Annotated in this window: 13 protein-coding genes; 8 read left to right on the top strand and 5 right to left on the bottom strand. The window is 72.3% G+C overall.

Annotated features, from left to right (window positions below; all coding sequences use genetic code 11):
• Positions 1 to 428: 428 nt before the first annotated feature.
• Complete coding sequence (locus tag NH339_RS04720) at positions 429 to 1,799, bottom strand: replication-associated recombination protein A (protein ID WP_374208203.1); 1,371 nt, start codon at positions 1,797 to 1,799, stop codon at positions 429 to 431.
• A gap of 74 nt (positions 1,800 to 1,873) precedes the next feature.
• On the opposite strand from NH339_RS04720, the gene NH339_RS04715 reads away from it, so the two are divergent.
• Both NH339_RS04715 and NH339_RS04710 read left to right on the top strand, forming a co-directional pair.
• Entirely contained in the window at positions 1,874 to 2,929 is a 1,056-nt protein-coding gene (locus tag NH339_RS04715) for a DUF695 domain-containing protein (RefSeq protein WP_253023025.1), read from the top strand.
• Positions 2,930 to 2,937: 8 nt separating this feature from the next.
• The gene (locus NH339_RS04710; RefSeq protein ID WP_253023023.1) at positions 2,938 to 3,435 is read left to right on the top strand and encodes a hypothetical protein; all 498 of its coding nucleotides are present in this window, start codon (positions 2,938 to 2,940) and stop codon (positions 3,433 to 3,435) included.
• A gap of 25 nt (positions 3,436 to 3,460) precedes the next feature.
• Here NH339_RS04710 and aspS read toward each other — a convergent pair whose 3' ends face one another.
• From aspS to NH339_RS04695, 3 genes are read right to left on the bottom strand one after another with little or no spacing between them, the layout of a single operon-like run.
• A complete protein-coding gene (aspS, locus tag NH339_RS04705) occupies positions 3,461 to 5,257 on the bottom strand; it encodes an aspartate--tRNA ligase (protein ID WP_253023021.1) in 1,797 nt (598 codons plus the stop codon).
• Entirely contained in the window at positions 5,254 to 6,636 is a 1,383-nt protein-coding gene (hisS, locus tag NH339_RS04700) for a histidine--tRNA ligase (protein WP_253023019.1), read from the bottom strand. The genes aspS and hisS overlap by 4 nt, the downstream gene beginning before the upstream one ends.
• A 1-nt stretch (position 6,637) precedes the next feature.
• Positions 6,638 to 7,348 carry an MBL fold metallo-hydrolase gene (locus tag NH339_RS04695; RefSeq protein ID WP_253023017.1) on the bottom strand — a complete coding sequence of 237 codons (711 nt, stop codon included), beginning with the start codon at positions 7,346 to 7,348 and terminating at the stop codon, positions 6,638 to 6,640.
• 116 nt (positions 7,349 to 7,464) lie between these two features.
• Between NH339_RS04695 and NH339_RS04690 the strand changes: the two genes are divergently transcribed.
• Entirely contained in the window at positions 7,465 to 8,697 is a 1,233-nt protein-coding gene (locus NH339_RS04690; protein WP_067857890.1) for a DUF349 domain-containing protein, read from the top strand.
• A 45-nt stretch (positions 8,698 to 8,742) separates the two neighbouring features.
• Here the strand turns inward: NH339_RS04690 and NH339_RS04685 are convergent, their stop codons facing one another.
• Positions 8,743 to 10,317, bottom strand: coding sequence for an alkaline phosphatase (locus NH339_RS04685; RefSeq protein WP_253023015.1), 1,575 nt, complete (start codon positions 10,315 to 10,317; stop codon positions 8,743 to 8,745).
• An 891-nt stretch (positions 10,318 to 11,208) separates the two neighbouring features.
• Here NH339_RS04685 and NH339_RS04680 point away from each other — a divergent pair.
• Genes NH339_RS04680 through opgC form a run of 5 tightly spaced genes read left to right on the top strand, consistent with a single transcriptional unit; the run spans position 11,209 to position 17,597 of the window.
• Positions 11,209 to 12,456, top strand: coding sequence for a PP2C family protein-serine/threonine phosphatase (locus NH339_RS04680; RefSeq protein WP_253023013.1), 1,248 nt, complete (start codon positions 11,209 to 11,211; stop codon positions 12,454 to 12,456).
• A complete protein-coding gene (locus tag NH339_RS04675) occupies positions 12,453 to 14,408 on the top strand; it encodes a glycosyltransferase (protein WP_253023011.1) in 1,956 nt (651 codons plus the stop codon). The genes NH339_RS04680 and NH339_RS04675 overlap by 4 nt, the downstream gene beginning before the upstream one ends.
• On the top strand, positions 14,405 to 14,734 hold the full coding sequence (locus NH339_RS04670) for an STAS domain-containing protein (RefSeq protein ID WP_067857905.1): 330 nt from the start codon (positions 14,405 to 14,407) through the stop codon (positions 14,732 to 14,734). The genes NH339_RS04675 and NH339_RS04670 overlap by 4 nt, the downstream gene beginning before the upstream one ends.
• Positions 14,734 to 15,159, top strand: coding sequence for an ATP-binding protein (locus NH339_RS04665; protein WP_253023009.1), 426 nt, complete (start codon positions 14,734 to 14,736; stop codon positions 15,157 to 15,159). Before NH339_RS04670 ends, NH339_RS04665 begins: the two co-directional genes overlap by 1 nt.
• The gene (gene opgC / locus NH339_RS04660; protein WP_253023007.1) at positions 15,156 to 17,597 is read left to right on the top strand and encodes an OpgC domain-containing protein; all 2,442 of its coding nucleotides are present in this window, start codon (positions 15,156 to 15,158) and stop codon (positions 17,595 to 17,597) included. The genes NH339_RS04665 and opgC overlap by 4 nt, the downstream gene beginning before the upstream one ends.
• The last annotated feature ends 38 nt before the right edge of the window (positions 17,598 to 17,635 follow it).

Below are 17,635 nucleotides of genomic sequence, written 5' to 3'. Positions count from 1 at the left end.
GCTCACGGCGGCCGCCGTCTCCTTCGCCGGCATCATCGCCTTCGTCGGCCTGGTCGTGCCCCACCTGGTCCGGATGGTCGTCGGTCCCGGCCACCGGGTGCTCGTGCCTGCCAGCGCGCTCGGCGGGTCGACGTCGGAGGGCATGGTGTCGAGGTTACTAGGAACGGCGGCCCTGCTCCCGCGTGGGAGATGGGCACAGGTCACGGCCGGAGTCGGGAGGCGCCGGACGGGCAGGGAGGCGCAGGGATTCTTCCTTCTCGTGGACCGTGCCACGCGAAGGGAGAAGCGCTTCCCGCGCGTGGGTGGGCGGCGGTGGATCCTCCACCTCGTACGGGCTGAGAAGGTGGCAGATCCACCGCCGGCGCGCAGGAACGGCTCATCGTGGGCGGTCGCGACGACCTGCGGCATCGCAGCAGCGGGTCGTGGAGTCAGCGGTCGCGCAGGATGGCGCGGATCCGCGCGACCCGGTCGGCCACGGCGGCCTCGTGACCGTGGCGGCCGGGCTCGTAGTAGTCGCGGCCGTCGACGTCGTCGGGCGCGTACTGCTGGGTGACCACCCCGCGGGGGTCGTCGTGGGCGTAGCGGTAGTCGTGCCCGTGGCCGAGCTTCTTGGCGCCGGAGTAGTGCGCGTCGCGCAGCGCCGGGGGCACGGCACCGACCCGGCCGGCGCGGACGTCGGCCTGCGCGGCGTCGATCGCCCGCACGACCGCGTTCGACTTGGGCGCGGTGGCGAGGTGGATCACGGCCTGGGCGAGCGGGATGCGCGCCTCGGGGAACCCGATCAGCGCGACGGCCTGCGCGGTGGCGGTGGCGACGGGCAGCGCCGTCGGGTCGGCCATGCCGATGTCCTCGCTCGCGTGGATCATCAGGCGCCGCGCGATGAACCGGGGGTCCTCCCCCGCCTCGACCATGCGCGCGAGGTAGTGCAGGGCGGCGTCGACGTCGGAGCCGCGGATGCTCTTGATGAAGGCGCTCGTGACGTCGTAGTGCTGGTCGCCCTGCCGGTCGTAGCGCACGGCCGCCTTGTCGACGGCCAGCGCCGCGTCGTCGACGGTGACCTCGGTGCGACCCTGGCTGAGCGTCGCGCCGGCGGCGGCCTCGAGGTAGGTGAGCACACGACGTCCGTCGCCACCGGCCAGCCGCACCAGGTGGTCGCGGGCGTCGTCGGTGAGGTTGACCCGCCCGCCGAGCCCACGGTCGTCCTCGACCGCCCGGTCGATCATGACGGCGACGTCACCGTCGTCGAGGGACTGCAGGGTGAGGAGCAGCGACCGGCTGAGCAGCGGCGAGATGACGCTGAAGTGGGGGTTCTCGGTGGTGGCGGCGATGAGCGAGACCCAGCGGTTCTCCACGCCCGGCAGCAGCGCGTCCTGCTGGGCCTTGGAGAAGCGGTGCACCTCGTCGACGAACAGCACCGTCTCGACGCCGTTCTGCAGCGCGCGCCGCGCTCCGGCGATGACGTCGCGGACCTCCTTGACGCCCGCGGAGACCGCCGAGACCTCGACGAAGCGACGGTGGGTGTGGTTGCTGATCAGCGAGGCGATGGTCGTCTTGCCCGTGCCCGGAGGGCCCCAGAGCAGGATCGTGAGGGGCTGGTCGCCGTCGATCACCTGCCGCAGCGGCGACCCCGGCACGAGCAGGTGCTCCTGGCCGACGAGCTCGTCGAGGGTGCGCGGACGCATGCGCACCGCGAGCGGCGCCGAGGAGTGGGCGTTGCCGGCGAGCGAGCCCGAGGAGTCCGGACGCGCCACGGGGCGCACGTCGTCCCCCGGCAGGTCGAACAGTCCGTCGTCGCTCACCCTGCGAGCGTAGTCACCGCCCCCGACACGCCCGGACGCTGTACCGCGGTCGGCGCATGGGCCAGGCTGGGCCCATGGGCCTGTTCTCCCGCCGTACCTCCTCCGAGTCCGACCCGCACGCCGACGCCGGCGACGCCGGGACCGCACGGCCCGCCCCCACGCCGGTCGGTGCCTTCTGGGACTGGTGGACCGAGGAGGGCCGGCACCTCGACCCGTCGCAGGCGGGACCGACCCACGCCGTGCTCGACGGTCTGCTGGCGTCGATCGACCCCGACCTGACCTGGCACCTCGGGCCCGGGCGCACCGCACAGCACCGGCTCACGGTCTCGGCCGGCGGCCTCGCCGACGCCCGTCCTGCCGCCGAGCGGTGGTTCCGCGCCGCTCCGCCGGCGGACGCGACGTGGGAGTACGCACCGGCCGTCGAGGCCGACCCCACCGCGTTCGACGCCGTGCTCGAGGTCGACGGGGCCGCCGTCGACCTCGCGCGGGTCGTGCTCGCCGTCGAGACCGACCCGGAGGCGCTGCGCGTGCACGTCGGCGTGCACCATCCCGCCTTCGCCGAGCTGCCCGAGCGGGTGCACGGCCCGTTGACCTTCATGGTGCTCGACTGGGCGCTGGGCGAGGACGACGTCGCGCGCTGGCTGGGCGGGGTCGAGCCGCTGGTCGACGCCCCGTCATCGGCACGCACCGTGGCGGACCTGCAGGCTGCGGTGGCCGTGTGCGCCGAGGAGCGCGACACCGACGTGTGGTCGGCGCTCTCCGGACAGACCGCCGAGGGTCGCCCGGTGTTCGCGCTCGCCCGCACCGGTCTGCGATGGGTCGACGCGCCGACCCTCGACCTGCACCACGCGCTCGTCGCCACGTTCGACCCCGACGATCGGGGCATGCCGTCACCGGAGGTGCTCGGTCGGCTGCAGGCCCTCGACGACTCCCTCACCGCGACCATCGAGCCACGCGGGCTGGTCGTCGCCCGGGTGACGACCAACGGCACCCGGACCCTGCACGTCTACACCGACGGCGAGGACCAGAACGCCGGCGCCGACGTGGCGCGGTGGGCGTCGACGCACGGACTGTCCGCCACCCATGAGCGCGACCCGGGCTGGACCCGCGTCCGCCACCTCCTCGGCTGAGGGCCACGGTGCAGCTGCGTCCTGCTCGTGACGACCGTGGCTCCTGGCACGTCCGGCGACCGGGACCGTTCGCCGTCACGTACTGGCTGCTGAGCAACACCGTCACGAACCTGTTCGACGCCTTCGCGGGGGGCACCCTCCACGTCTGGAGCCTGTTCCCGGGTGCCCGCCACGACGGCTACGTCGGGACGCTCGACGTCACCGAGGGCGAGCGGGTCGTGGCCCCGGGGCTGCGAGGATTCATGTGGGTCCTGGAGGTCACGGTCAACGGCCTGGTCCTCGAGACGGTCACGACCGGTTCCCGCACGCCGGTCGTGCTGCCAGACCCCGTCGCGGTCGTGGTGCGCCCGCGCTACGGTGTCCGCCGCTCCCGGCTGGCGCACACGCCTTGGCGGGCACGGCTGACGCTCCCCTCGGACGAGGTCGTGGAGCTGGTCGGCCCTTGGTTCGTCCTCTGCCACGCGGCCCGGCAGCTCGGGTGGCCCTCTCCGACGACCGCGCGCTGAGCGGGGCTGACCTGCTCGCGCGAGGTCAGGACGCGGGTGCGCCGTCCGCGTCCTCGGGCCCCTCCTCATCGGGCTCCGCGTCGACACCGGCCTCGGCGCGCTGCTCCGGCGTGATCGGGGCCGGGGCCGCGGTCAGCGGGTCGTACCCGCCGCCGGACTTCGGGAACGCGATGACGTCGCGGATCGAGTCGGTGCCCGCCAGCAGGCCGACCGTGCGGTCCCAGCCGAAGGCGATGCCGCCGTGCGGCGGGGCGCCGTACGCGAACGCGTCGAGCAGGAAGCCGAACTTCTCCTGCGCCTCCTCCTCGCCGATGCCCATGATCTCGAAGACGCGCTTCTGGACGTCAGGGCGGTGGATACGGATCGAGCCGCCGCCGACCTCGTTGCCGTTGCAGACGATGTCGTAGGCCTGGGCGATCGAGCTGCCCGGGTCGGCGAGCGTCGCCGGGTCCTGCGGCGCCGTGAACGCGTGGTGCACCGCGGTCCACTCGCCGCCACCCACCGCGACGTCGCCGGAGTCGAGCTCGCTCACGGCCTCGAACATCGGCCAGTCGACGACGAAGCAGAACGCCCACGCCGACTCGTCGATGAGGTTCTCGCGACGGGCGATCTCGATGCGCGCGGCACCGAGGAGCTGACGCATCGACTTCGTGGGGCCGGCGGCGAAGTAGATCGCGTCGCCCGGCTTCGCACCGGCAGCCTCCGCGAGTCCCTCGCGCTCGGCCTCGGACAGGTTCTTCGCGACCGGACCGCCCAGGGTGCCGTCCTCGCCGACGAGCACGTAGGCCAGGCCCCGCGCGCCACGCTGCTTGGCCCACTCCTGCCAGCCGTCGAGCGTGCGACGCGCCTGCGAGCCGCCGCCCGGGTGCACCACCGCGCCGACGTACGGCGCCTGGAACACGCGGAAGGGGGTGTCCGTGAAGTAGTCGGTCAGCTCGACGAGCTCGAGGTCGAAGCGCAGGTCGGGCTTGTCCGAGCCGTAGCGACGCATCGCGTCGGCGTACGTGATCCGCGGGAACGGCCGGGGCAGCTCGACGTCGATGAGCCGCCACAGCTCGGCGTAGATCTCCTCGGCGAGCGCGATCACGTCGTCCTGGTCGACGAAGCTCATCTCGACGTCGAGCTGGGTGAACTCGGGCTGCCGGTCGGCGCGGAAGTCCTCGTCGCGGTAGCAACGTGCGATCTGGTAGTACCGCTCCAGGCCGCCGACCATGAGCAGCTGCTTGAACAGCTGGGGGCTCTGCGGCAGCGCGTACCAGCTGCCGGGACGCAGGCGCGCGGGCACGAGGAAGTCGCGGGCGCCCTCGGGGGTCGAGCGGGTGAGGGTGGGCGTCTCGACCTCGACGAACTCGTGGCGGCCGAGCACCTCGCGCGCGACGGCGTTGACCTTGCTGCGCAGACGGAGGTTGTGCGCGGGGCCCGAGCGACGCAGGTCGAGGTAGCGGTGACGCAGCCGCACCTCCTCGCCGACCGTGCCCGCGCTCGACGACGCGGCGTCGTCGATGGGGAAGGGCAAGGGCGCCGAGGCGCTGAGGATCTCGACGTCGCTCGCGATGACCTCGATCTCTCCGGTCGGGATGGCCGGGTTCTCGTTGCCCTCGGGACGCTTCTCGACCGTGCCGACGACCTTCAGGCAGTACTCGGCGCGCAGCTGGTGCGCGACCTCCTCGCGGACGACCACCTGCACGACGCCGCTGGCCTCGCGCAGGTCGATGAACGCGACCCCGCCGTGGTCGCGCCGGCGCGCCACCCATCCGGCGAGGGTGACCTGCTCGCCCACCTGGGCGGCGGTCAGGCTTCCGGCGGCGTGGGTGCGGATCACGGCGTGGTCTCCTTCGAGTGGGGGCCGAGCCCGACGACGGTGGGCGTCAGGTCGGCGGCGGGGGGCGTCCAGGTGTCGGGGTCGACGTCGACCTGGTCGCCGGTACGGATGTCCTTGACACTAGGGGCGACCCTAGGCGGTTCGCCCGGGAAGAGGACGTACGGGATCCCACGGCGCTCCGCGGTGCGGATCTGCTTGCCGAACTTCTGCGCCGCCGACGACACCTCGGTGGGGATGCCGCGCCGCCTCAGCCGCTGCGCGAGGGCGTCGCTCGCCGGACGTGACTCCTCGTCGGTCACGGCGACGAGCACGGCCGACGGCACGGGTCGGCTGCTGGTCAGCCCGTTCGCGACGAGCGGGACGAGCAGCCGCGAGAGGCCGAGCGAGATGCCCACGCCCGGGTAGGTGCGTCGGCCGTCGGACGCGAGCTCGTCGTAGCGCCCGCCGGAGCAGACGGAGCCGAGCTGCTCCTGCCCGGTCATGCGCGTCTCGAACACGGTCCCGGTGTAGTAGTCGAGGCCGCGCGCGATGCGCAGGTCGGCGGTGACGCGGACCCCCTCGACGTCGGCACAGGCGGCGACCACGGTCGCGAGCTCGTCGAGGCCCTCGTCGAGCAGCGGGTGCTCGACACCCAGCTCGCGGACCCGCTCGACGAAGGAGGTGTCGTCGGTGCTGATCTCCGCGAGCGCCAGGCAGGCACGGGCCGACGTCTCGTCGAGACCGGTCTCGGCGAGCAGCTCGAGGATGCGCTCGCCCGGCAGCTTGTCGAGCTTGTCGACGACCTGCATGACGGCAGTGGGCTCCGCGACGCCGAGGCCACGGTAGAAGCCCTCGAGCACCTTGCGGTTGCTCACCTGCAACGTGAACCAGGACGGGTCGTCCGGTCCGGCGCCAAGGACGGCGGACACCGCGGCCAGCGCCTCGGCCATCACCCGCGCGACCTCGACGTCGGCGTGGAACGGCAGCGTGCCGTCGCCGACGATGTCGATGTCGGCCTGCGTGAACTCGCGGAAGCGTCCCTGCTGCGGACGCTCCCCGCGCCACACCTTCTGGACCTGGTAGCGACGGAACGGGAAGGCGAGCTTGCCGGCGTTCTCCACCACGTAGCGCGCGAAGGGGACGGTGAGGTCGAAGTGCAGCGCGAGCGCGTCGGAGCGGGAGCCGGAGTCGCCGGAGGCGTCGTCGTGGATGCGGCGCACGACGTAGACCTCCTTGTCGATCTCGCCCTTGCGCAGCAGCGTCTCGACCGGCTCGACGGCGCGGGTCTCGACGTTGGCGAAGCCGTGCAGCTCGAACACGCGGCGCAGGGCGTCGACGACCGCCACCTCCACCGCACGGTCGGCCGGCAGCAGCTCGGGGAATCCACTCAGCTTCGCCATGTCAGCCCTCCTGCAGCTCGGCGAGGAACGGGTTGGTGGCGCGCTCGCGCCCGATCGACGTCTGCGGGCCGTGACCGGGCAGGACCACGACGTCGTCGCGCAGCGGCAGGACCTTCTCGCGCAGGCTCTGCAGCATCTGGTCGTGGTCGCCGCCGGTCAGGTCGGTGCGACCGATCGAGCCGGCGAACAGGAAGTCGCCGGAGAACATCACCTGCGACACCGTGCCCTCGGTGACGCCGCTGCCGTCCCAGTCGACCCGGTAGTAGACGGTGCCCGGCGTGTGGCCCGGGACGTGGTCGACGCTGAGGCTCAGGCCGTCGACCTCGATCACGGCACCGTCGACGGCGTCGCGCACGTCGGAGGGCTCGACGAACTCGGGCAGGTCGTGCAGGCCGAACTGCGCGCGCAGCATCGCGGCGGACGGTCCGGAGATCGCCGCCATCGGGTCGCTCAGCAGGTGTCGGTCGGCGGGGTGGATCCACACCGGTGCGTCGAACTCCCGTGCGACGTCCTGTGCGTTCCAGAGGTGGTCGAAGTGGCCGTGGGTGACGAGGACGGCCTCGACGCGCAGGTCGTGCTCGGCGACGACCTGGCGGACCCCGTCGAGGGCGTCCATGCCGGGGTCGACGACGACGCACCCGGCACCCGCCTCGCGGGCGAGCACGTAGCAGTTGGCCTGCAGGGGGCCGGCGGGGAAGGACGTGAGCAGCACGCCCCACAGGGTACGCGGGGCATGGCGGCCCCCGGACCACGGCGGGCGCCCCGCCGAGGCGTCCCGACGGGCGGCGGGGTGGCGGAGTCGGGGTGGCGTCCTCCTAGACTGTCGCCATGACCACCGCCGAGCACCCGTGGGGCCGCGTCGACGCCGAGGGGACGGTCTTCGTCAAGACCGGTGACTCCGAACGAGAGATCGGCGAGTGGAAGGTCGGGGACCCCGCCGAGGGGCTCGCCTTCTACGTCCGACGCTTCGAGGGCCTCGAGACCGAGGTCGACCTGCTCGAGAAGCGTCTCGCCTCGGGTGCGCTGTCGCCCGACGAGGCCGCCAAGGCCGTCGCGAAGGTGCGCGGGGAGGTGACGGACGCCGCCGCGATCGGCGATCTCGCCTCCCTGGAGGCGCGTCTGGACGCGCTGGCCCCGGCCATCGAGAAGCAGCGCGAGGAGCGTCGCGCCGAGCGTGAGGCCAAGGTCGCGGAGGCGACCGTCGCGAAGACGCGCATCGTCGAGGAGGCCGAGAAGATCGCGGCCGGCCAGGACTGGCGCGCCGGCGCCGACCGGCTGCGCGAGCTGCTCGAGGAGTGGAAGGCACTCCCCCGGCTCAGCAAGTCGGCCGACGACCAGCTCTGGCACCGCTTCAGCGCCGCGCGCACCGCGTACACGCGCAAGCGCAAGGCCCACTTCGCCGAGCAGAACACGCAGCGCGAGGCCGCGCAGAAGGTCAAGGAGAAGCTGATCGCCGAGGCCGAGGCGCTCTCCTCCTCCACCGAGTGGGGTCCCACGTCGGGCGCCTACCGCGACCTCATGACCCGCTGGAAGGCTGCCGGCTCCGCGCCCCGCAACGTCGAGGACAAGCTCTGGAAGCGCTTCCGCGCCGCCCAGGACGTCTTCTTCCAGGCCCGTGACGCCGCGAACGCCGCGCTCGACGAGGAGTTCGCCGCCAACGCCGTCGTGAAGGAGCAGCTCCTGGTCGAGGCCGAGGCGCTCCTGCCCGTCACCGACCTCGACAAGGCACGCCGCGCCCTCAACGACATCGCCGACCGCTGGGAGGCCGCGGGCAAGGTGCCGCGCGGCCGGGTCAAGGAGCTCGAGGGACGTCTGCGCACGGTCGAGCAGGCCGTCCGGGCTGCCGGTGAGCAGGAGTGGAAGCGTTCGGACCCCGAGAAGTCCGCCCGCGCCGACGACATGATCGGCAAGCTGCAGCGCGCGATCGACGAGACCCGTGAGGCCCTCGCGAAGGCCGAGGCGGCCGGCGACGCACGCAAGGTCAAGGACCTGAGCGCGAAGCTGGAGTCGAACGAGTCGTTCCTGGCGATGGCCCAGAAGGCCGCCGCCGACTTCGGCTGAGTCCCGACGGTCGTCGAGACGCCCCGGCGCCCGGGGTGTCGACGACTAGCGCGCCTGCGGCTCGAGCGTGCGGGTGTGGAGCGCCCGCCCGTCGACGTCGCGCAGGGTGACGGTCAGCGCCTCGGTGGCGGCGTCGATCTCGACCTCGCCGAAGAACTGGAACCCGTCCGCCGGGCCGGTGTTGGGCGTGGGCGGGGCGGCGACGAACTCCGCGCGCGGACCGAACGTCGAGTCGAGCCGGTTGGGTCCGAACGCACCGGCGTTCAACGGGCCGGACACGAACTCCCAGAACGGGTCGAACCGCTGGTAGGCGGCCCGGTCGGGCGAGTAGTGGTGCGCGGCCGTGTAGTGCACGTCGGCCGTGAGCCACACGTGGTTGCGGATGCCGGCGTCCTGCAGCGCCGTGAGCACCTGCGCGATGTCGATCTCCCGACCGCGCGGAGCCCCGGCGTCGCCCTGGGCCAGACCCTCCTGCGCGCTGCTGCCGTCGGGCACGACGAGCCCGATCGGCAGGTCCGCCGCGATGACCTTCCACGTGGCGCGGGAGGCGCGCAGCTCGCGCAGCAGCCACCTGGTCTGCTCCGCGCCGAGCACCCCGCCGTCGCCCGAGGTCTCGTCGCCGGCCGTGTTCGGGTCCTTGTGGGTGCGCATGTCGAGGACGAAGACGTCGAGCAGCGGTCCCTGGTGCAGGACGCGGTAGACCCGTCCGACCCGGTCGGGCGAGATCTCGGCGACGGGCACGTAGTCGTGGAACGCGCGCCGCGCCCGCGCCGCGAGCACGTCGACACGGCGCTCGGTGTACCGCGCGTCGTCCAGCACCTCGCCCGGGTACCAGTTGTTCGTGACCTCGTGGTCGTCCCACTGCGTCACCTGCGCGGTGCTCGCCAGGAACGCACGCCAGTTCTCCGCCTCCAGGTTGTAGCGGTACTGGCCCCGGTACTCGGCGAGTGTCTCGGCGACCTTCGACTTCTCCTCCGTGACGAGGTTCGTCCACGTCCGGCCGTCCGAGAGCGGCACCGACGCCTGGACGGGACCGTCGGCGTACACGGTGTCGCCGCTGCAGAGGAAGAAGTCGGCGTCGCGGCGGGCCATCGCGTCGGCGATGCGGAAGCCGCCCAGGTCGGGGTTGACGCCCCAGCCCTGCCCAGCGACGTCGCCGGACCACAGGAAGCGGACGTCGCGCCGCCGTACGCCGAGCGTCCGGAGCCGGCCGGCGACCGGACGACCCGAGCGTCGCGGGTCGTGCAGGTCGACGGCGCGCAGCCGGTAGTGCACGTCGGTGCCGGGCGGGAGCCCGCGCACCGCCCACTGCCCGGTGAGGTCGGTGTCGGGCGTGACGCGCGGACCGGGGACGGTCACGGCGCGCCGGAAGGACGGGTCGCGCGAGATCTCCGCGACGAGACGCGCCGGCCGGTCGGCCCGCCCCCACAGCGTCGCCTGTCCAGCGTGCACGTCACCGGCCTGCACCCCGTGCGTCAGCTCCGGCCTCCCCCGGCGCACCAGGGACGGCACGCCGCGGGCAGCCGCCGGCCCACTCCCCAGCAGCACGCCGCCAGAGGTGACGGCAGCCAGCGCAGCCGCGCGGACGACGGTTCGACGATCGATCTCCCCCGAGCTCATGACACGACCCTCCCCCACCCGTCTGACCACCGGGTGTCGCCCCGGTGACCTGCACGTGGCGCCGGAGGGGGTCGTGGCGCGGCTTGGTGGTGCGCTGGCCTGGGGGTCTCGGCAGGGTTCGGTGCTGCGCTGCCGCAGGGGTCTCCTCCTGCTGGTGCGCTGCTGCAGGGGGTCTCGGCTTGCTGGTGCGCTGCCGCAGGGGGTCTGGGCTTGCTGGTGCGCTGCCTCGGCTTTCGCTGGGTGTGGTCTCCGAAAGGGCCTCGACCGGGCAGCTGGGCGGGCACGTGGTCTGGGTTCTCGGGCTGTGGCCCTGGTTGGACACACGATTCTTCCTTTGTGCGTCGGAGGTTCGAGACTTCTGCGTTTCCCACGGGATCCCGTCATGAACGCAGAAGCGTTCGGGCTTCAGCGCGCGAAGGAAGCATCGTGGGCGGACTTGGGGGTGGGGTGGGCAGCGCTTCTCCCTTCCCGTGGCACGGTCCACGAGAAGGGAGAAGCGCTGCCACGTCTGGCCCGCTCGGCGGTGGATCTGCCACCTGTAGAGCGCTCAGAAGGTTGCAGATCCACCGATGGGACGCGCAACCCGCAGCCCGAGACCCCAGACCAGCGACCGCCCAACCGCCCGGTCGAGGCCCTTGCGGAGCGCAGGACGAGTCGGAGCGGAGCCGACGCAGCCGCAGGACGAGTCGAAGACGCGCCGGCGCAGCCGCAGGACGACTCGAAGCCGCACCGACGCAGCCCCACCCGAACGAGAGGCCGCACCGGCGCTCCCGCAGGTCGAGCGACAATCCGCTCGTCCGTCCCCCTCCGGACACGGTGTCGCTTTTTTGCCCTGCCGCCATGCGGCCGATTCGGTGGCACTGTCCCCGATCGTCCGGTTAGATAAAACGTATGGACGAAGCCCCCGGGGAGGGCGGGGCGCGGACGTTGACCGCGTACCGCGAGCCGCCCGCCACGACGACCGACCCCGACCGCGCGGTCGAGGCGACCGGACTGCTCGACACCCCCCGCGAGGAGAGGTTCGACCGGTTCACGCAGCTGGCTCGCACCATCTGGGGCGTGCCGATGTCGAGCATCAACCTCTTCGACCACGAGCGGTCCTTCCTGAAGTCGACCGCCGGCATCGACGGGGTCACCGAGATCAGGACGAGCGACACGTTCTGCGAGACCACGCGCGAGCACGACGCGCCCCTCGTGATCAACGACGCGGTGCAGGACCCGGCCTTCGCCTCCCTGCCCACCGTCACCGCCTTCGGGGTCCGCTTCTACGCCGGCCACCCGATCCGCGACCAGCACGGCACGACCATCGGGACGCTGTGCCTCTACGACACGAGCCCGCGCGAGTTCGACGACCACGACCTCACGATGCTCGAGCAGCTCGCCACCTGCGTGCAGGACGAGGTGCACCTCAGCTCCGACCGCGAGCACGCCACGTCGGTGCAGCAGGCCCTCCTCCCCCGCGGTGTCGCGCCCGTCCCGGGCTACACGTTCGCCGCCACGTGCGTCGCCACCGGCCTCGTCGCAGGCGACGCCTTCGACCACCGCGAGCTCGAGGGCGGGCACTACGTGCTCGTCGCCGACGTCATGGGCAAGGGCACCGCCGCCGCCATCCTCATGTCCGCGGTCCGCACCGTCATCCGGGCGGAGATGCGCCGCTTCGCCGCGACCGACCCGGCCACCCGCGGCCACCTGGGTGGTGTGCTCGAACGCGCGCGCGACGTCGTCCAGGACGACCTGGAGGCCGCCGAGGCGTTCGTCACCATCTTCCTCGGCTGGGCCGACCCGCACACCGGCGTCCTGTCGTTCGTCGACGCCGGCCACGGACTCTCCGTGGTCGTCCACCACGACGGGAGCACCACGACACTCGGCTCCGACGACCTGCCGCTCGGCGTCGACGCCACGTCCGACTGGCACGAGCAGCGCGTCGCGCTCGCCGCGGGTGACACGTTCGTGTGCTTCAGCGACGGTCTGCTCGACGTCGTCCCCGACATCGAGGTGCCGTCCGCCGCCGTCAGCCGTCTCGTCGCCGCCACGGGGTCGCCGCACCGGCTCGTGCGCGAGGTCGAGCGCCTCGCCCTCGCCGTGCCCGTCCGCGACGACGTGACCGTGCTGGCGGTGCGCAAGGACGCGGCGGAGTGAGCTCACCGCTCTGGCAGGTCCGGCTCCTGGTGGTCCTCACCGCCGTCCTCGGGGTCAACTACGTCCTCTGGCGCTGGCTCTTCTCCGTGAACTGGCCGGCCTGGTGGATCGCCGTGCCGCTCGTGATCGCCGAGACCTACAGCGTCATCGACTCGCTGCTGTTCGGCATGACCATGTGGCGCTCGAAGCGACGTCCCGCCCCACCTGACGCGCCGCCCGAGGCCACGGTCGACGTCTTCATCACCACCTACAACGAGCCGCTCGACCTCGTGCAGCGCACCGCCCTGGCGGCTGCCGAGATCCGCCACCCGCACCAGACGTGGATCCTGGACGACGGCAACCGTCCGGAGCTCGCGGCCTGGGCGGAGCAGCACGGCATCGGCTGCCTGCACCGCACCGCCGACTGGGTCGACCGTCCCCGGCACGCGAAGGCCGGGAACATCAACAACGCGCTCATGGCCACGGAGGGCGAGTTCATCCTCATCCTCGACGCCGACCAGGTACCGACCCCCGACATCCTCGACCGCGTCCTCGGCTACTTCGACGACCCCCGCATGGCGCTCGTGCAGACGCCGCAGTACTTCGTCAACGTCGACGACGCCGATGTGCTCGGCAGCCAGGCCCCCCTGTTCTACGGCCCCATCCAGCAGGGCAAGGACGGTTGGAACGCCGCCTTCTTCTGCGGATCCAACGCCGTCATCCGCCGCGAGGCGCTCATGCAGCTCGGCGTCTCGCGCTACGCCGACGAGCTCGAGCGCAGCGTCCGCACCGCCCTGCGGACGGCCCGCAAGATCGTCGACCGTGCGCGATCTGGCGTCGAGGAGTCCGACGCCTCCCTCAGGACCCTGCTCGACAGCATCGACTACGACGCCCGACGCGCCCTGGGCGCGCTCGACCGTGGCGAGGCCGTCGCCGACGTGACGTTCCGGTTCGGCCTGCGCCTGCGCGACGCCGAGCGCGAGGTGGCCCGCTCCGACGCCCGGCTGCTCGCCGACGACGTCGCCGCCATCGCCGCCCTCGAGGACGGGTTGTCGACGGACGGCCTCGACGCGGTCGACGTCGAGGTGCTCGCCGCGACGTTGGAGCGTGACTGGTCGGCAGCCGGGGCACTCAGCAGCGTGCGACGACTGGTCGACGCGGTCGACGTGTCGCGGCTCGACGAGGCCCAGCCCGTCATGCCCCTCGCGACCATCTCGGTCACCGAGGACATGGCCACCGCGATGCGCCTGCACGGCATGGGCTGGCGCACGGCCTACCACCACGAGGTCCTCGCGCACGGACTCGCCCCGGAGGACATGGCCTCGATGCTCACACAGCGCCTGCGCTGGGCCCAGGGCACGGTCCAGGTGATGTTCCGCGAGAACCCGCTCGTGCAGCCTGGGCTGTCGTGGCCGCAGCGCCTCATGTACTTCGCGACGATGTGGAGCTACCTGTCCGGCTTCGCCGCCATCGTCTACATCGGCGCGCCGGTGGTCTACCTGATCCTCGGCGTGCTCCCGGTGCAGGCGCTCAGCAGCGACTTCTTCATCCGGCTCGTGCCGTTCCTCGTCGTGAACCAGCTGTTGTTCTTCGTGGTGGGGCGCGGGGTGAAGACCTGGCGCGGCCAGCAGTACTCGCTCGCGCTGTTCCCGGTCTGGATCAAGGCGTTCACGTCGGCCTTCGGGAACGTGTACCGCGGCCGAGCCCTCGACTTCGCCGTGACGCCGAAGACCGTGACGGCCACGGAGGGGCGGCCCCGCTGGGACCTGATCAAGCCGCAGCTCGTCGCCATGGGCCTGCTCGTCGCGGCCCTCGTGATCGGCGGCATCCGCCTCGGCGTGGGACAGGCCCAGCCGCTGGGTACGGCACTGAACGTGGTGTGGGTCGTGTTCGACCTCGTCATCCTGAGCATCATCATCCGGGCCGCGCGGTACCGCGGCAGCGCATCGGTCGAGGAGAGGACCCCCGCATGACCGACATCCACGTCGCCCACACCGAGCGCGGGATCGGGGTCGTCACCCCGGTCGGCCGGCTCACCATGGTCGTCACCCGACAGCTGACCGAGGCCATCACCGGCCTCGTCGACGGCGGGACGTCGAAGGTCGTCGTCGACCTGGGCGAGACCACGTTCCTCGACTCCTCGGGCCTGGGCGCGCTCATCGCCGGTCTGAAGCGGTGCCGCCAGGCCGGCGGCGACCTGCGGCTCGCCCGACCGACCGAGCAGGTGACGACCGTCCTGTCCCTGACCAACCTCGACCGCGTGCTCCGACCCCGCGCCTCGGTCGCGGAGGCGTTCTGATGGGCGACGTGCACAGCGTCCACCTGGTGCTGGAGGCCGTCCCCGAGCAGGTCGACACGCTCCAGGACGAGATCGCCCAGCTCTGGGAGAGCGTCCCGTCGGTCTCGACGACGGACCGGGTGCGGTTCGAGATGGCGCTCGTCGAGATCTTCGCCAACATCGTGGAGCACAGCGTGCGCCACCACCCCGGCCCGCCGTTGCGCCAGGTCGCGATCCAGCTCGACGTGTCCCCCGGACTGGTCGAGGCGCGGTTCGCCGACGACGGCCGTCCGGTGGGGCTCGACCTCAGCGACGTGACGATGCCCCCGCCGGATGCCGAGGACGGTCGCGGGCTCGCCCTGACCATCGCCGCCGTCGACGCCCTCGCCTACGAGCGCGAGGGCGACATCAACCGCTGGACGGTGACCTGCCGGAGGAACGGGTGATCCTGCGGCGTCTGCTCCTCACGGCGCTCGTCGGGCTCCTCCCCCTCCTGGGCGGAACGACCGCCCAGGCCGCCGACGTCGTGCCGACGCCGACGGACGGCCCCTACGTGGGGCCCATGCTCGACTGGACCCGCGACTCCGCCGACGACTACGCCGACCGGCTCGGCGTCTCCCCGTCGGTGTACGCCCAGAAGGTGCGCTACCCGCTCGACCGCGACGACCGGGTGTTCCTGCGCCAGTTCGTGCAGCAGACCGCCGCGCACGGGGCGATCGCGCAGCTCACCCTCGAGCCGCGGATCCCGCTGGACGACCTGACGGCGGCCGACGCCCGCGCCGTCGGTGAGCAGCTGGAGACCCTCCACGAGCAGCTCGACACCGAGTTCGTGGTCCGGTTCGCCCCGGAGATGAACGGCACCTGGACGGCGTGGGGGCAGCAGCCCGAGGCGTACACGGCGGCATTCCGCGAGGCGGCCCGAGGGATCGCGTCGCGGACCGACGCCGTCGAGATGGCCTGGGTCCCGGCGTACGGCGCCGGCTACCCCTTCGGTCGGGCCTACGGCTCGATCCCGGGCTCCGCGCCCCGGCCCCTCGGCCAGCTCGACACCGACGACGACGGTCGGGTCACCGAGGCTGACGACCCGTACGGTCCGTACTGGCCCGGTGCCGACGTCGTCGACCGGGTCGGCCTGGTGATGTTCCGGTTCGGTCGGGCGCAGCCGTTCGGCACCGACTCCGTCCCGGCCTCCGACGAGCTCGTGGCTCGTCTGCAGGAGCGCTACGGCTACGACGACGACACCCGACGTCGTCCGTTCTACGACCGCTTCGCCCGCGACGGACGCTCGATGTCGCTGGAGACCGCGGCAGCCTGGTACGACCGCGGCGACGTCGACGAGCTCGCCGTGAAGTCGGCCTGGTGGGACCAGGTCTTCTCCCCCACCGTCCGGTCCGCCTACCCTCGCCTCGACCTCGTCACCTGGCTCGAGCAACGGCGCCGTGAGGACGAGGCCGACGGTCGCGAGACCGACTGGCGGGTCACGTCGCGTCCCGAGCTCGCCCGCCCGTTCGAGGCGGTCCTGCGCACGGGTGCGACGACCGGCGCCGTCACCCGGGTGGTCGACCAGGAGGTCGCGAACGAGTCGACCGCCGAGTACCGCCAGGCCGACCCGGCCGACGGCGACCCGATGGCCTGGATCGTGGGGTGCGTCGTGCTCGCCGCCGTGCTCTTCGTCGGCTCGGGCCTGGTGCGTCGCGTCGCACCGTCGTGGCGCTACCCCGACGACGGCGGGCTGCGCGACGGACGGGTCGACTTCCTCCGCGGCTGGGTGATGGTCACGGTGGTCGTCATCCACACCGAGCTCGCAGGTCCCTACTCGTTCCTCAGCCGCAACGCGATCGGCGCCATCACCGGGGCCGAGATGTTCGTGCTGCTGTCCGGGCTCGTGCTGGGCATGGTCTACCCACGGACCGTCGAGCGGCTCGGCGAGCGGGCTGCGTCGGCGGCGGCGTGGGCCCGCGTGCGCAAGCAGTACCTGACGGCCCTCGGGGTCGTCGTGCTCGTCTACCTCATCGGGCTGGTGCCGGGCATCAGCGCGACGGTCGTCACCACGTTCACCGACCGCGGCACGGGCACGGGCGGTGGCGCGGCGGCGGGCCAGGTGTACGACCTCTACGCGAACTTCCCGCAGCTGCTCGCCTACCCGCCCCCGTGGTACGCCGTGCGAGGGCTGCTGCTCCTGGAGATGGGCCCCTGGGTCTTCAACATCATGGGCCTGTTCGTCGTGCTCTCGGCCCTGGTGCCCGCCCTCATGTGGTTGCTGCGTCGACGGCTGTGGTGGCTCGTCCTGGTCATCTCCTGGACCCTGTACGGCATCGAGGCCGTGACGAAGGCGTCCGTCCTGCCCTCGCAGTTCGACGCCGTGTTCCCGCTGCTCAGCTGGCAGCTGCCCTTCCTGCACGGACTCGTGATCGGCTACTACCGCCGCCCGATCACCCGGGCGCTGACGAGCCGACGCGGCGTCGCGGTGGTCACGACGCTCGTGGTGGGCTACGCGGTCGTGCTCGCGACGCTGTGGGCGACGCAGGGGGCTCCGTTCCTCGGCATCGTGCGCTACGACTGGCTGTACGAGAACCTCTACCAGCGCATCTACCTGCAGCCGGGACGCCTCCTCGACCTGCTGCTCGTGCTGGTCGTCGCCTACGCGCTGCTGACGGCCGCGTGGAAGCCGATGAACCGCCTGTTCGGCTGGTTCTACGTGCCGATCGGCGCGGCCAGCCTCTACGTGTTCATCGTGCACGTCTTCTTCGTCGTGGCCGTCGCCAACATCCCCGGCCTCGACCGCAGCAGCCCGTGGCAGGGCGCCGTCGTGCACACCGTCGAGCTGGGGCTGATCTGGCTGATGGTGCGCCAGCGCTTCCTGTTCAAGGTCATCCCGACCTGACGGGACGACGGTGTCCTGACGGCTGCGCCAGGCGTCAG

Origin of the sequence: Aeromicrobium sp. CnD17-E (assembly GCF_024124745.1) — a bacterium.
Taxonomy (GTDB): Bacteria; Actinomycetota; Actinomycetes; order Propionibacteriales; family Nocardioidaceae; genus Aeromicrobium.
Note: the sequence above shows the minus strand (reverse complement) of the source record. Positions and strands in the feature narration are given on the sequence as shown.